Origin of the sequence: Pseudomonas sp. JUb42 (assembly GCF_024807945.1) — a bacterium.
Classification (GTDB): domain Bacteria; phylum Pseudomonadota; class Gammaproteobacteria; order Pseudomonadales; family Pseudomonadaceae; genus Aquipseudomonas.
The window spans coordinates 157,968-172,317 of sequence record NZ_JANUFD010000017.1 but is presented as its reverse complement, the minus strand read 5'-3'; the positions used below and the strand labels follow the sequence as shown (position 1 = coordinate 172,317).

The window sequence follows — 14,350 nt, the reverse complement described above, 5'->3', positions numbered from 1 at the left end:
CATCGCTCAGTCACGATCACCACTTCGATCACCTGGGTCAGGCGACCGCGGGCGACCCGATCCACTTGGCAAAACCATCCAGCATGATCGCAACTCCCGCGTCATAGGCTGCGGGACTGTCGAGCGCAGAGAAGGGGGCGGCGAGATAGGCGGCGCCCGGATAGCTGTCCTGGGCGAATTTCGCCAGATAGCCGCTGATGAAATCACCGTGGGTCTGCGGTGACTGGCGGTTTTCTTTTTCGGCGGCGATGACCGAAACGAACAGCAGCAACAGGTGATAGGCCATGGCCGCCATCGGACCGGCCAGACCCATTGCCATGAGAATTCGCCCCATATGGTCGAAATAGGCCAGGCCGTAGTCGATTTCGCCCGGTTGCACGCGTTGGAACAGGCGAAATTTGTTTTCCGTGAGGATGTAAGTTGCCAGGCCCGGCCAACGCCCCATGGTATCGAGGGATGAGCGCGCGAACTGCTCAAGATCGGTGCGCCACTGGCCGGTGGGCGTAGGCAGGCGTTCGAGGCGTTCCTTGAACGCGGCGTTGATCACCGCACTGATCAATTCATCGCGGCTTCCCAAGTGATAGTGGACCATGCCGGCCGCCACCCCCAGTTCCTTGCCGATCCTGACCATGCTGACTTCGCTCAGGGACTCGGTACGAGCAATCCTGATGGCGCATTCGACCATGGCGTCGCGCGAAACATCCTGACCGCTCTTGGGGCGACGCCCGACTCTCTTCGTCGGTGTCGTCTTGGCTGTGGCGGCAGCTTTGGTCTTTTCAGGCATCCCGGCTTTCCTTGGGCTTAATTGATACCGCCTCAGATTATCACCTGGCGAAGGTTCTGGTCGCCTCGAAATTTTTTATCGATGCTAATTGACACCCTCTCAGATTTGGTTTTATCTTTGCTTCAGAGTTAATTGAGGCTATCTCAAAAAACTCATTCGAACGATCTTTCGGGATCATGCAGGAGAGCCCAAGATGGCGAACCCCAATAACAAGAAAGTCGCGGTTACTGCCGGTTTGCGTGGCGCATCCTGGCAAGGAGAGCGCATGACCGTTCCTTTCAGCGCGACCCCCAGCCCGTTGACCACTCAGGACGGTCAGGGTGCGTTAGGGGTGCTGTTTTCCCGGGGCGGCGAACGCAAGGTGGTGTTCATCATGCATCCACGGGAACTGGTGGTGACTCACTACCTGGTTCCGGATGCCCTTGACGCCGGGTGGGCCTGCTGGGTGCAGGGCGCGCGCTCCATTGGCAACGACCTGCGCCTGGAGCACGAATTTGCCCTCTATGACGTGGCGGCCGGCATGCGCTACCTGCGGGCGCAGGGTTTCGAGACGATCGTGCTGCTGGGTAACTCGGGTGGCGCCGGTCTGTTTGCCTATTACAACCAGCAGTCGTTGTGTGCGCCGCAGGAGCGTATCGCCAAGACTCCGGCCGGGCGCGTTACCCGATTCGACAGCGCGGACTTTCCAGTGGCTGACGGCATCGCCCTGGTCTCGCCCCATCCGGGGCAGGGCATTCTGCTGATGAATGCCATGGACCCATCGGTGGTCGACGAACTGGATGCATTCTCGGTCGATCCGGCCCTGGACCCCTTCAGCGAAGCGAATGGATTCTGCCTGCCGCCCGACTCTGCCAGCTACCGCGCCGGGTTTATCGAGCGCTATCGCACCGCACAGCGGCAGCGAGTCGCACGTATCGACGCTCACGCCAGGGCGCTGGTGGAGCGTCGCCAGGCTGCGCGCAATCGCCTCAAGTCCGGTGCTGGTGCAGAGGACCGGGCACTGGCTGCCCATGGCGCGATATTCCAGGTCTGGCGGACCGATGCCGACCTGCGCTGCTGGGACACTTCTCTGGATCCGTCCGACCGTTTCGTGGGTTCGCTGTGGGGCAGCGACCCTTTTGTCTCCAATCTGGGCAGTGTCGGCTTCGGCCGGATCGTCACGCCGGAGTCCTGGCTGTCGACGTGGTCGGGGTTGTCCTCGAATGCATCATTGGATAAGTGCGCTCATGCCATCGAGCAACCCACGTTGCTCATCGAGTACACAGGAGATAACTGCGTATTTCCCGAGGACGCGGAGGCTATTTTCGCAGCGCTGGCGACCTCGAACAAAGAGCGCCACCGGGTTCGCGGCAATCACCATGGCCAGGCCCTTGAAGAGGGAGAAACGTCCGGGCAAGTCCTTGCCGGCAGGCATTTACAACGTTGGCTTCAGCACAACTTCTAACAAGACCAGAGCGTGCACTCATGACAATTACAACAAATGAAACCGCTACCACTGCCAAGCAGTTCAACGCTGGCGCAGGCGCAAGACTGACTCAAGTGGCGGCGCCGATTCCTGGCGTGGTCTATCCAAGGCCAAGCGAGCTTGACCGTTATGTCGCCCAGGGCGCCTTGGGTTTTGAGACCCTGGTAGACGGGTTCAGCAGCGTCGTCCGCCAGTTCCCGGACAATGTCGCGCTCCTAGGGCCGGACCTGCATGTCACTTACGCGCAACTCGATAGCCTGTCGACGCGCCTGGCAGGGGCTTTCCTCCAGCAGGGCCTGCAGCCGCTGGATCGAGTGATCTTCCAGCTGCGCGACAGCGAACAACTGGTCATCGCCTTCTTTGCCTGCCTCAAGGCGGGGCTGATTCCCATCTGCACCATGGCCGCCCATCGCGAGCGCGAAATCGGTTATCTGGCCGAACTGGGCGAGGCCAAGCTGCATATCGTCCAGGGCGATGATGCAAAGTTCGACAGTGTTGCCTTCGCCCGCAAGATGCAGGCGCTTACCCCGTCCCTGCGACTGATCATGCAGGTGCGCGGTGAGCCGCAGGCCGGCGTGCTGCTGCAGGATGGGCTGATCGCCGGGATCTCGCTGGATGAGGCGCAAGCCTTGCTGGCAGACGTATGTCTGGATCCTTTTCAGGTCGCTGTCTTCCAGTTGTCCGGCGGGACTACCGGGGTGCCGAAGATCATTCCGCGCTTTCATAACGAATACCTCTACAACATGCGCGCCGTGGCCAACTGGCTGGGCTTCGAGCCTGACGACACGCTGTTCATGCCCCAGCCCATGGTCCACAACCTGAATATGGGCTGTTGCTTCGGCCCCTTCCTGATGACCGGCGGCACGGTCACAGTGACCCCGGATCTGCTGCCCGAGACGCTGATCTCGTTGATCGCGACGACGCGGCCGACCTGGCTGATGCTCGGCGGGCCGATCATTGCCCGCCTTGAGTCGGCGATCCATGAAGGGCGCGTGGACCTGTCCAACGCCCGTGGCGTGATCGTCGCCAACAGCGCCGCCAAGCTGCAGAAGCTGTTGGGCGTGCGTACCCACAATATTTTCGGCATCACCGAGGGTGTGATCGCGCTCACTCACAGGGATGACCCCGATGAAGCTCACGCCACTACCAACGGCCGCCCGGTCTCGGAGTTCGATGAGATCCGCATTGTGGTTCCCGGCACCGAACAGGATGCCCAGCCGGGGGAAATCGGCGAGCCGGTGTTCAAGGGGCCGTACACCATTCACGGCTACTACAACGCCGAAGAGCGCAATCGCGAGACCTTCACCAGCGACGGCTACTACCGCTCCGGCGACCTCATGTACACCAAGCTGATCGACGGCAAGACCTACTACGTGTTCTGCGGGCGCCTGAAGGATCTGGTCAGTCGCGGCGGCGAAAAGATCAATTGCGAAGAAGTGGAAATGGCGGTGTCCGGCCATCCGGCAGTCGCTGCCATTGCCGCCGTGGGATATCCGGACCCGGTCTTCGACGAGCGTCTGTGCGTGGCAATTGTCCTGCGCCAGGGCTTCACGGTACCGACGGTCGCACAATTGGGCGAGTTCCTGCAGGACTACGGCCTGGCCAAGTTCAAGTGGCCGGAGCGTGTCGAGGTGCTCGAAGCCTTCCCCCTCAGCGCCTCAGGAAAGCTCAGCAAGGAAAGGCTGCGCGAGATCGTCAAGGAAAACGTCGAGCGCGAGCGGGCTCAATACGCCAACTGAAACTCTGTTCAGAGGAGAGATTCAAATGACTGTCAAACAGCCCATTCTCAAAGGCGTTCATCACACCGCCAGACCCACTTGGAAGCTGCGTGAAACCGTAGAGTTCTATCGGGACAAGTTGGGCCTGCCACTGGTGCACGCCATTTCCGCGCGTGCCTGGGGTCCTTCCAACCATCCGGACTTCCTGCATTTCTTTTTCGACAGCGGTAATCACAGCACCATCGCGTTCTTCTATTACATCGACACCGAACAGCCCGATTACACCAGGCCGGTGGCCGATTATCGTTACGAGGCGACCCATACCGCGTGGCGCGTAAACACTCGTGAAGAGTTGCTGGAATGGCGTGATCGCCTGGAAAACCAAGGTATCGCGCTGATTTTCCAGATTCGCCACGAACTGATCGAGTCGATCTATTTCAACGACCCGAACGGCTACTACATGGAGATCACCATTCAGGAACGACCAATGAACGCCCTGGATGGCGAGGATGCGACCCGTACCCTGGAAGCAGCTATGGCCCAAGAAGATGCCCATCTTGCCGGCGGCAGGCCTTTCATCGGCATCGATCAGGTCTGGCTGGACAAGGCCAGTGCCATCGCACCGGATAACACCGATGAAATCGCCCTGTTCGTGCTCGACGCGCCCGAGTTTCAGCCCCTGGTGGAGGCTGCCCGGGACAATCCGGAGTACGGCCTCGAGCGTCTGGACAATGGCTACTGGAAGATCACGGCCACCGACGCGCTGGTGTTCGAACGCAAGAAGCTCGGCTTTGTCCCGGCATTGTGGAACGCGGCGCTGACGGGTGGTTTCGTCGGCGAGGTCACCGAGTTCGGTCGCTATCGCTTGCAGATCAGTCGGGGAGCCCAGCGATGAAAGTAGCTATCGTCGGCGGCGGTCCGTCCGGCCTGTACCTTGCCTTGCTACTCAAGCGCCGCGCACCCCGGTGGACCGTCGAAGTCATTGAGCAGAACGCGGCGGACGCCACCTTCGGTTTTGGCGTAGTGCTGGCCGACAGTGGCTTGCAACAGCTGCGCGAGGCCGATGCCGACTCTTATGACGCGCTATCCGAAGCAACCCGACAGCATCAGCACCAGATTATTGTCCAGGCGGAAACTCCGATCGGCTTTCGCCTGCCGGTCAAGGGCGGGGCGATTCCCAGGCTCACGCTGTTGCAGATCCTTGAGCAGCACGCCGAGCAGGCTGGCGTGGTGGTGCACTATCGCGAGCGTATTGAAAGCACCGCAGACCTGGCTCGGCTCGGCTTGCAGGATGCCGATGTAGTGGTGGGCGCCGACGGCATCAACTCAGTGATTCGTCGCGAGTTCGAGCAGGGTTTCGCCACGACCAGCAATACGCTGGGCAATCATTTCGCCTGGTACGGGACGAGCAAAGTCTTTGCCGCCTCGGCCCTGGTCTTTCGCAAATATCAGGGTGGCCATTTCGTCGCTCATTACTATGCCTACAGCGACGAGATGAGCACCTTTGTCGCCGAGTGTGACGATGCTACCTGGGAGCGTCTCGCCCTCGGCCAGATGACTGAAGGGCAGCGTCAGGCCCTTATGGAGGAAATCTTCGCGCCTGAGCTGGAGGGTGCGCCGCTGATCAGTGGCAACGCCCGCGTCGTCTGGCGGCAATTCCCGGTGATCCGCAATGCCCACTGGACCCACGGCCGTCATGTACTGGTGGGTGATGCACTGGCCAGCGCGCATTTCTCCATAGGTTCCGGCACGCGCATTGCCATGAACGATGCCATTGCCCTGGCCGAGGCACTGCTGGCCTGTAATGGCGATGCCGGTGCAGGCCTGGCGGCTTATGAGCGCACACATCGGCCGAGCAAGCAGAAGCTGATTGGCGCCTCAGAGCGTTCCTATCTCTGGTATGAGCGGATGGGGCAGTGGATGGACACTTACTCCCCCGAGGAATTTGTCTATCAGTTCATGACTCGCACCGGGCGGGTCAATGATGAACGCCTGCGCGAACAGTACCCCGAGCTGATGGTGCGCCTCGGGCGAGCGGGAAGTGCGGCATGAGCGGGGGCATCGAGTACGTCATCGAGCAACGGCCGTTCATGGTCCGGCGCACGGTACGCTGGGTCGATTGCGATCCGGCTGGCGTGGCCTACACCGGCCGCTTCACCGACTACCTGATCGGCGCGGTCATGCATTTCTACGCGCATATCGGCTGGGGGCCTGAGGCCAGCGCAAAGGGCGGCGGCAACGGTGGCCTGGCCTGCAAGCATATGTCGCTGACCTTCCACAAAAGCCTGCCGCCGGGGTCAGTGGTGGATATTCGCATTCAGGTGGGTGACATCCGCGTAAGGACCTTCGACCTGCATGCCCATGCTTTCCTGCCGGATGGCCAATTGGCGTTCGAGGGCGTGTTTTCGCCGATCTGCGTGACGCCTCACGAGATGCGCAGCCTGGCGCTGCCCCAGGCATTGCGCGATGCATTGCAGCAGCACCAGCGGATCTCAGGAGACGAACATGCGTGAAGCGCTGATCGTTTCGACAGCCCGAACACCCATCGGCAAAGCCAGCCGAGGGGCGCTCAATAACATCAAGTCGCCGACCCTGATGGGGCACGCCTTGCGCCATGCAGTGGCACGTGCCGGTATCGACCCGGCGCTGATCGAGGACGTGGTCATAGGGACGGTGCTGGCCGCTGGTACGGCCGGCTCCAATCTGGCCCGCAATGCTGTGTTCGCCGCCGGTCTGCCGTTGACCGTAAGTGGCATGACCCTGGATCGCCAGTGCTCTTCGGGCCTGATGGCGATTGCCACGGCCGCCAGACAGATCGTCCACGACGGCATGCAGGTCGTTGCCGCAGGCGGGCAGGAGAATATCTCCGCAGTGCAGCACGGCTACTTCCGCTGGGTCGCCGAGGAACAGGACCCGGCGGTTATTCAGGCGGTGCCTGGTGCCTACATGCCGATGCTGCAGACCGCCGAGAACGTCGCGCGTCGCTACGGTATCTCCCGTGAAGCCCAGGATCTTTATGCCCTGGCTTCTCAGCAACGTACTGCCCTTGCCCAGGCACAGGGACGCATGAGCGACGAGATAGTGCCGATTACTGCCAGGCAGCGAGTCGTCGACAAGGACACCGGGGTGGCCCACCTGCAAGAGGTTGTGCTGGAGCGTGATGAAGGCAACCGGCCGCAGACCACCCTGGACAGCCTCGCGCGCCTGACGCCGGTGCTGGAAGGCGGCAGCGTCACCGCAGGCAATGCCAGCCAACTGTCCGATGGTGCCAGCGCCTGTGTGCTCATGGACAGCGTCTACGCCGCGCAACAGGGTGTGACGCCTTTGGGCGTCTATCGAGGCATGGCCGTGGCCGGGCTGGCTCCCGAGGAAATGGGTATCGGCCCTTTGCTCGCCATTCCCAGGCTGCTGCGCCAGCACGGTTTGCGGATCGAGGATATCGATCTCTGGGAGCTCAACGAAGCATTCGCCTGTCAGGCGCTGTATTGCCAGCAACAGCTGGGCATCGATCCGGGCCTGTGCAACGTCAACGGTGGTGCGATTTCCATCGGGCACCCCTACGGCATGACCGGCGCGCGCCAGGTCGGGCATGTGCTGATCGAAGGTAAACGCCGCAAGGCACGCTATGCCGTGGTGTCGATGTGTGTGGGCGGTGGAATGGGGGCGGCGGGGCTGTTTGAAATCGCCTGACCCTGGAAGGTCGGGACGCTGCCTGGACAGGAGGTCCGAAGCGGACTCTTGCGTGCATGAAAGGGCGTCGTGTCGCTGCACGATGCCTTACAACACAACTCCAATAACCAAGGTGGTATGCGACATGTCTTCAGAACAAAAACAATACGAGCTGAATGTGTTGACCAGCGGTTTGTACTTCGGGGAAAGCCCTCGCTGGCGGGACGGCACCCTGTACATTTCCGACATGCTGGGCAAGAAGGTCTACGCCATTGACGGCGCGGGTAACAAGACCGTGATTGCCGAAATGCCCCTCAAGCCAAACGGCCTGGGGTTCCTGCCCAACGGCGAGTTGATCCTCAGCTCCATGCATGACACGCGCCTGTACCGCCATACTCCAAATGGGCTTGAGCTGTATGCAGACCTGTCCGGCGTGTTCACCGGTTATATCGGCGACATGGTGATCGACGACGAGGGCCGTATCTATGTCGACGACGTGGGCGCGCGGGTTTTCGAAGGCGAGGCGCTGAAGCCCGGGCGCATTGTGGTCGTCGAACCCAACGGCGAAATATCCGTGGCCCTGGAAGAGTGCAATTTTCCCAACGGTATCGTGATCACGCCGGACAAGCAGCGCATGGTGTTTTCCGAGACCTTTGCCGAGCGCCTTACGACGGTGGATATCGTCGACGGCAAGCTGGTGAACCGCCGTATCCTGTTGGACATGAAAGAGGTTTTTGCCAGTGCCGAGGACCGTGCGCATAGCCGTGGCTGCGTGGACGGCATCGCCATCGATGCCGAGGGCGGTATCTGGCTGAGCGTGCTGCGTTCCGCACAATTCATGCGCATTGACAGCACTGGCCAAGTCACCGATCGCATTCATGTTCCCGACCATGAAGTGGTGGCCTGCACCCTGGGCGGCGAAGACGGCAAGACCCTGTTCATGGCGGCGACCCGGATCAAGGGGCAGCACAAGAACATCTTCGAAGCTATGGTCGCCCTGGATACCGAGACAACCATCTACACCACCCGCGTTGCCGTAGGCCGCGGCGACGGGCGCCCATAACGCCCTGCGTCTGTCACGGGGCAGGCTGACTGCCCCGTTCCAAAGCCATTGATTGTGTCCAACGGCGTCTGCACAGACAGGCGTTGCGGGCTCGGCTTGTCCGGTGCAAAGCCATGGACATTGACCTGTCTAAAATAAATATAAGGAATCAGGGTCATGAGAAAGTTGTTTGCAATCGTTCTTGCGGGCGTAATGGTGTTATCGGCCAAGGTAGTAGAGGCCTCCAATGGATCTCAATATGCTGGTTATGGCGCCCAGGCCATGGGCATGGGCGGGGCCTCCATCGCCAACCCTACAGACTCGACGGCGGCGGTGAATAACCCGGCGGGCATGGGAGCGGTGGGGACGCGAGTGGACGGCAGCCTGATGGCCACCGGTGGGCAGTTGCGCTCCAACGTGCACGGCGCGAAAAACAGCGACGATGTGTTGGTCTTTCTTCCTGGGTTCGGGGTCAATTATCAATATCGTCCGGACATTACCCTGGGGCTTGCGGTTTCTGGCTACGGTGCGGGGGTCGATTACGGTAAATCCATCCCGGCCTTTGGCACCTCGAAGGTGAAGTCGACATTGGCGCAGATGTTGATTGCGCCAACCGCCACTTACGAGTTTGCCCCGGGTCACTATTTCGGGCTGTCAGTCAAACTCGGTTATGAAAGCCTGATGCTGCATGGCCTGGAAAATTTCGGCGCGACTAACGATACGGATCATGCCCTGGGTATCGGCGTGGGCGTCGGCTACATGGGTACTATCGCTCCGGGCTTGAGGCTGGGCGTGACCTATTCGTCGCCGGTCTGGTTTCAGAAACTCGATGCCCATGACGACATCATCCCCGACGGCCGCTTGAACGCGCCGCAGCAGGCGGGCGCGGGACTGGCCTACGACCTGGGCGACTGGACCTTTGCCTTCGACTACGTATGGATCAACTGGGCCAGCCAGAAAACCTTCGCCAACTCCCTGACCGAAGGCGGCGCGCCGGGAGCGAGCAACGGGCCGGGGTTCGGCTGGCGCGACCAGAACGTCTTCCGTTTCGGGGTTAACTACAAGGTCAATGAACGCCTGCAAGTGCGTACTGGCCTGTCCCTGGCCAACCATCAGGTGCCGGAACGCGAGGCGACGCTGATTGCCGTGGCGCCTTGCGACCAACCGAAAAGCGCGCACCTGGGCCTGACCTATAAGCTGTCTGACGACCTGGAGCTGACCGGTGCCTATATGTACGACTTGCGCCATATCAGCAAAGGGACCGGGGCAAGCGAGGGCACCGAGGCCGGCGGAGAGTTGCATATGCTGACGGTTGGAGTGGGCTACAAGTTCTGAACAACTTCCTGCAAAAAATCAGCCTCATGTGGGACCGGCTTTAGCCGGGAAGGCGGTAGGTGACCTGCGATAGAGGTGTGTCGATCATACCTAAGCTTCCCGGCTGAAGCCGGTCCTGCACTGTTTGGTCTTTGCGCTACAAACTCCACCCCAAGCCCAAGGATTTATGCAACGAAGCAAAATCCTTGAGCAGTGTGGCGTCACCGGAAATGCGCTTTTCCTGGGCCTGGAAGCGGGTGCGCTCGGCGTCCAGCCAGTCCAGGGTGCTGGCGGTGCCGGCGCGGTAGCGTTGCTGGGTCAGGTCGGCGGCGCGCACGGCAGAGGCTTCGACGTTGCGCAGCAGCACGACGTTCTGCCGATCGTGGCCATAGCGGGCCAGGGCCACGTCGGCGTCGCGCAGGGCGGTCAGCACCACGCTGCGGTACTGGGCCAGGGCTTCGTCGCGAGCACCCTGGGCACCTTCGACGCTGGCGGCGACGCGGCCGAAATCGAGGAAGTTCCAGGTCAGGCGTGGCAGCACCAGCCAGGTGCCGTTTTCTTTACGCGCCAGATGACCGGGGTCGGCGGCGGAGAACGACAGGTCGCCCATCAGGCTCAGTTTGGGAAACCAGTCGGCCTGTTTCTCGCCGATCTGTGCGTTGCTGGAGGCCAGTTTGCGCTCGGCGGCGCGGATGTCCGGGCGGGCCTGGAGGATCGCCCTCGGGTTGGCAAAGGGCACATGTCCGGGAATGCCCGGCATGGCTTGTGGCGGGCTCAGTCGGCTTTGCAGTTCTCCTGGCTCAAGGCCGCAGAGCAAGCCCAGTTGATCCATGGACTCGATGATTGAGGCTTGCAGCGGCAGGCGTTGCGAGCGGGTGTTTTCCACCTGGGTCAGCACCTGTTCCAATTGCAGCTGCGAGGCCACGCCGCGCTCACGGCGCTGTTGCGTCAGGTCCAGGGCCTGGCTGTCCATTTCCATCGTGGCATCGACCAGGGCCAGGCGTGTCTGCTGATCGCGCAGGTCGGCATAGGCCTGCACCACTTCGGCGGCCAGTTGCACCTGGGTATCGGCCAGTTGCGCCCGGGACGACTCGGCTTCAGCCTGGGCCGCTTCGATGGCGCGACGGGTGCCGCCAAACATATCGACCTCCCAACTGGCATCGAAACCGGCCAGGTACAGAGTCAACGGGCCGCGACCACCGCCACCGCCGCCACTGTCACCGCTGCTGAGTGCAGACGTGTCGGGGGAGCGCAGTTTCAACATGGCCGCATCGCCGCTGACTTTGGGCATGGCATCGGCATGGGCGCCGCTCAGGCTGGCCCGGGACTGGCGCAGACGGGCCTGGGCCGTGGCGATATCGGGGCTGTTGGCGAAGGCCAGGCTGACCAGTTCGTTGAGTTGCTGGTCATTCAGGGCCTGCCACCAGCTTGCCGGGGAGGGCGCGTTGGGTTCGGCAGGGGCATTGGGCAGGCGCCCGGCGGCCAGGGTTTTCGGCGCGACGCCGGGGGCGCCGTGGTAGTCGGGGCCGACGGTACAGGCCGAGAGCAAGCCAAGGCTCAGGAGAAAGGGTAATGAACGAGCAATCATTTTCGGGAGCCTGCCTGCGCTGCGCGCGATTTCAGGATAAAGATCAGGGGTAGACAGGTCAGCATGGCCAGGCCCAGGGCATGGAACGCATCGTTGTAGGCCATGACCGCAGCTTGCTGGGCAATGTCGCTGGCAACCTGGGTCAAAGCCTGGAGCGACGCTGTTGAAGGGTCGCCGCTCTGCGCCAGGTAGCTGGCCGTGCTGCTGGCCATATGGTCTTGGGCCAGTTGGCTATTGGCAGGTATGCCTTCGCGCAGCATGTCGTCATGGAAATGGCTGCGCCGGTCCATCAGCACCCCAAGTAGTGCCAGGCCGATGGTGCCGCCGAGGTTGCGCGACATGTTGTACAGCCCCGCGGCGTCTCCCGCCTCGTGGGCCTGCACCGAGCGCATCGACAGTTGACTCAACGGCAGCATCACCAGAATCTGGCCGAAGCCGCGCAACAGCTGCGAGACGGTAAAGTCATGGCCGACACTGGCGGCGGTCAGGCTGGTATCGAGAAAACAACTGGCCCAGTACAACAGCAGGCCGATGCCGACCAGCCAGCGCAGGTCGTAGCGCCCGAGTATCCGCGGCAGCAACGGCAGCACGAAAAACGCCGGGATGCCGGACAGCAGCATGATCGAGCCAGCCTGTTGGGCGTTGTAGCCCGAAAGGATGCCGAGGAACTGCGGCACCAGATAGGCGGTGCCATAGAGCCCCGCACCCACGGCGGTGGCGATCAGCAGGACGCTGCCGAAGGCGCTGTTGGTCATCAGGCGCAGGTTCAGTATCGGGGTTGCGGACCTGAGCTGGCCTAGGGCAATACCGAAGAAACCGACCACCATGGTGACACTCAGCCAGCAGATCAGTAGGGAGTCGAACCAGTGTTCGCGCTGACCCTCTTCCAGCACCACGGTCAGGGAGCTGAGGCCCATGGCCAGGCCGATGATGCCCAGCCAGTCGGCCTTGATAAAGCGCTCCAGGTTCATCTTCTCGGCAGGCAGCCCGACCAGCAGCAGGGTGATCAAGGCAATGCTGATGGGCAGATTGAGGAAGAAACACCAGCGCCAGTTGATGTTCTCCGTCAGCCAGCCGCCGATCACCGGGCCGAGCAAGGGTCCGAGAATGGCCGTCATGCCGAACAAGGTGGTGCCAATGGCCATCTGATGCGCGGGCAGGCGGGTGCGCACGATGGTCTGGGCTGTGGGGATCATCGCGCCCCCGGCAAAACCCTGGCCGATGCGCCCGGCGATCATCGCCCCTAGGCTGGACGAGAGCCCGCAGAACATGGAAAAGAAGGTGAACATCAAGGCCGTGCCGATCAGAAAACGGCGCAGGCCAAAGACCCGGGTCAGCCATGCCGCCAAGGGAATCATGACGATTTCTGACATCAGGTAGCCGGTGGCAATCCAGGTGCCCTCGGTGCCGGTGGCGCCGATCTGGCCCTGGATCTGCGGCAGGGCCGAGTTGGTGATGGAGATATCCAGGGTCGCCAGCAAGGCGCCCATGGAACCGGCGGCGACGGCAATCCAGTCGGTCAGCGAGGCGTTGCGCGGTGCTTCATGGGGTACGGCCCCGGCGAGGGCCTCAGCCATGGTGGGTGTCCGCCTGGCCGGTACGGGTGTCGATATCGACGGTGGCCGACAGGCCCGGAACCAGCGTCTGGCGCTGTTCATCGGAGACGTCCAGGACGATCCGCACCGGCACGCGCTGGACGATCTTGGTGAAGTTGCCAGTGGCGTTGGACGGCGGCAGCAGAGCGAACTGCGCGCCGGTGCCGGGGGACAGGCTGTCGACCCGGCCATTGAGGTCATGACCCGGCCAGGCGTCGACATGAATGGTCACGCTCTGCCCGGAACGCAGGCCGCCGATCTGGGTTTCCTTGTAGTTGGCGGTCAGGTAGACGTCGCTCACCGGCACCACGGTCAGCAACCGGGTGCCGGGCTGCACATACTGGCCGACCCGCACGCCACGGTCGGCAATGCGCCCGTCGAGGGGGCTGCGAATCACCGCGTCGTCTACGTCCAGTTGGGATTGTGCCGCTTGCGCCCGGGCTACACCGAGTTGCGCCTGGGCCTGTTTCAGTTGGGCCTGCAAAGTACCGTAACGGGTTTCACTGGAGCGCAGCGCGGCTTCCTTGGCGGCCAGGGTGGCGCGGGCCTGCAGCGACTGGTTATTCAGTTGTGCCAGATGTTCTTCGGGTTCGGCGCCGGAGCGGGCGAGCGGGGCGTAGCGGGTGACTTCGCCCTGGGCATGACGGGCGTCGGCTTGCGCGCCCTGGAGCTGGGCGCGGGCTTCGGCAATGGTCGAGTCCTGCTGGACGAGGTCCGCCTCGGCCTTGGCCAGATCCGCCTGGCGAGCGGCGATGGTGGCAGAGGCTTCGTCGGTGGCGGCCTGGTATTTGCGCGCGTCGAGACGCACGAGGATGTCGCCGCGATGGACCTTCTGGTTGTCTGCCACCAGCACTTCGCCGACGTAACCACTGATCTTGGGCGCCACGCTGATGCTGTCCGCTTGCAGGTAAGCATCGTCGGTGGATTCGATGAAGCGGCCTTCGAGCCACCAGTAGGCGCCCCAGGCAACCCCGCCGATCACCGCCGCACCGGCCATCAGCAAGAGAATCCGGCGTGCCTTGCCGCGTTGGCCGTTGCCGGTTGGCTCAGGGGTGGCTTGTGCTTCGTCACGGACAGCGGACATCGTCAAACTCCGAATTTATACCAGTCGGAATAAAATCGAATTTTCGCGAAAATTTGTCAACTGGTATATTTTTGTTTCTCAACTTGACTGG

General features: G+C 62.1%; 12 protein-coding genes. 8 read left to right on the top strand and 4 right to left on the bottom strand.

The genetic code is table 11. The features are described from left to right. Window positions 1-37: 37 nt before the first annotated feature. A complete protein-coding gene (locus tag M2401_RS28515; RefSeq protein ID WP_259108870.1) occupies window positions 38-784 on the bottom strand; it encodes a TetR/AcrR family transcriptional regulator in 747 nt (248 codons plus the stop codon). Window positions 785-977: 193 nt separating this feature from the next. Here M2401_RS28515 and M2401_RS28510 point away from each other — a divergent pair, with 193 nt between their 5' ends. The 8 genes from M2401_RS28510 to M2401_RS28475 all read left to right on the top strand — a co-directional run bounded on the left by M2401_RS28510 (window position 978) and on the right by M2401_RS28475 (window position 10,013). Further along, the gene (locus M2401_RS28510; RefSeq protein WP_259108868.1) at window positions 978-2,228 is read left to right on the top strand and encodes an alpha/beta hydrolase; all 1,251 of its coding nucleotides are present in this window, start codon (window positions 978-980) and stop codon (window positions 2,226-2,228) included. 20 nt (window positions 2,229-2,248) lie between these two features. Continuing rightward, on the top strand, window positions 2,249-3,988 hold the full coding sequence (locus M2401_RS28505; protein WP_259108866.1) for an AMP-binding protein: 1,740 nt from the start codon (window positions 2,249-2,251) through the stop codon (window positions 3,986-3,988). Window positions 3,989-4,013: 25 nt separating this feature from the next. Then, entirely contained in the window at window positions 4,014-4,862 is an 849-nt protein-coding gene (locus tag M2401_RS28500; RefSeq protein ID WP_259108864.1) for a VOC family protein, read from the top strand. Next, the gene (locus M2401_RS28495) at window positions 4,859-6,019 is read left to right on the top strand and encodes an FAD-dependent monooxygenase (protein ID WP_259108862.1); all 1,161 of its coding nucleotides are present in this window, start codon (window positions 4,859-4,861) and stop codon (window positions 6,017-6,019) included. Before M2401_RS28500 ends, M2401_RS28495 begins: the two co-directional genes overlap by 4 nt. Then, entirely contained in the window at window positions 6,016-6,480 is a 465-nt protein-coding gene (locus tag M2401_RS28490) for a thioesterase family protein (RefSeq protein ID WP_259108860.1), read from the top strand. Before M2401_RS28495 ends, M2401_RS28490 begins: the two co-directional genes overlap by 4 nt. Then, window positions 6,473-7,657: an acetyl-CoA C-acyltransferase gene (locus tag M2401_RS28485; protein WP_259108858.1), complete on the top strand. Its 1,185-nt coding sequence runs from the start codon at window positions 6,473-6,475 to the stop codon at window positions 7,655-7,657. Before M2401_RS28490 ends, M2401_RS28485 begins: the two co-directional genes overlap by 8 nt. 124 nt (window positions 7,658-7,781) lie before the next feature. After that, window positions 7,782-8,699, top strand: a complete 918-nt coding sequence (locus M2401_RS28480) for an SMP-30/gluconolactonase/LRE family protein (protein WP_259108857.1) — start codon at window positions 7,782-7,784, stop codon at window positions 8,697-8,699. Window positions 8,700-8,855: 156 nt separating this feature from the next. Further along, entirely contained in the window at window positions 8,856-10,013 is a 1,158-nt protein-coding gene (locus M2401_RS28475) for an OmpP1/FadL family transporter (RefSeq protein WP_259108855.1), read from the top strand. Between the two features lie 136 nt (window positions 10,014-10,149). On the opposite strand, the gene M2401_RS28470 is transcribed toward M2401_RS28475, so the two are convergent. The 3 genes from M2401_RS28470 to M2401_RS28460 are packed head-to-tail and all read right to left on the bottom strand — an operon-like array spanning window position 10,150 to window position 14,259. Beyond that, a complete protein-coding gene (locus M2401_RS28470; protein WP_259108853.1) occupies window positions 10,150-11,580 on the bottom strand; it encodes an efflux transporter outer membrane subunit in 1,431 nt (476 codons plus the stop codon). Continuing rightward, window positions 11,577-13,157, bottom strand: a complete 1,581-nt coding sequence (locus M2401_RS28465) for a DHA2 family efflux MFS transporter permease subunit (RefSeq protein ID WP_259108851.1) — start codon at window positions 13,155-13,157, stop codon at window positions 11,577-11,579. The genes M2401_RS28470 and M2401_RS28465 overlap by 4 nt, the downstream gene beginning before the upstream one ends. Then, window positions 13,150-14,259: an HlyD family secretion protein gene (locus tag M2401_RS28460; protein WP_259108849.1), complete on the bottom strand. Its 1,110-nt coding sequence runs from the start codon at window positions 14,257-14,259 to the stop codon at window positions 13,150-13,152. The genes M2401_RS28465 and M2401_RS28460 overlap by 8 nt, the downstream gene beginning before the upstream one ends. Window positions 14,260-14,350: the final 91 nt, after the last annotated feature.

Coding starts and splice junctions, on each gene's coding strand:
- M2401_RS28515 (WP_259108870.1), bottom strand. CDS start 784: ATGCCTGAAAAGACCAAAGCTGCCGCCACAGCCAAGACGACACCGACG.
- M2401_RS28510 (WP_259108868.1), top strand. CDS start 978: ATGGCGAACCCCAATAACAAGAAAGTCGCGGTTACTGCCGGTTTGCGT.
- M2401_RS28505 (WP_259108866.1), top strand. CDS start 2,249: ATGACAATTACAACAAATGAAACCGCTACCACTGCCAAGCAGTTCAAC.
- M2401_RS28500 (WP_259108864.1), top strand. CDS start 4,014: ATGACTGTCAAACAGCCCATTCTCAAAGGCGTTCATCACACCGCCAGA.
- M2401_RS28495 (WP_259108862.1), top strand. CDS start 4,859: ATGAAAGTAGCTATCGTCGGCGGCGGTCCGTCCGGCCTGTACCTTGCC.
- M2401_RS28490 (WP_259108860.1), top strand. CDS start 6,016: ATGAGCGGGGGCATCGAGTACGTCATCGAGCAACGGCCGTTCATGGTC.
- M2401_RS28485 (WP_259108858.1), top strand. CDS start 6,473: ATGCGTGAAGCGCTGATCGTTTCGACAGCCCGAACACCCATCGGCAAA.
- M2401_RS28480 (WP_259108857.1), top strand. CDS start 7,782: ATGTCTTCAGAACAAAAACAATACGAGCTGAATGTGTTGACCAGCGGT.
- M2401_RS28475 (WP_259108855.1), top strand. CDS start 8,856: ATGAGAAAGTTGTTTGCAATCGTTCTTGCGGGCGTAATGGTGTTATCG.
- M2401_RS28470 (WP_259108853.1), bottom strand. CDS start 11,580: ATGATTGCTCGTTCATTACCCTTTCTCCTGAGCCTTGGCTTGCTCTCG.
- M2401_RS28465 (WP_259108851.1), bottom strand. CDS start 13,157: ATGGCTGAGGCCCTCGCCGGGGCCGTACCCCATGAAGCACCGCGCAAC.
- M2401_RS28460 (WP_259108849.1), bottom strand. CDS start 14,259: ATGTCCGCTGTCCGTGACGAAGCACAAGCCACCCCTGAGCCAACCGGC.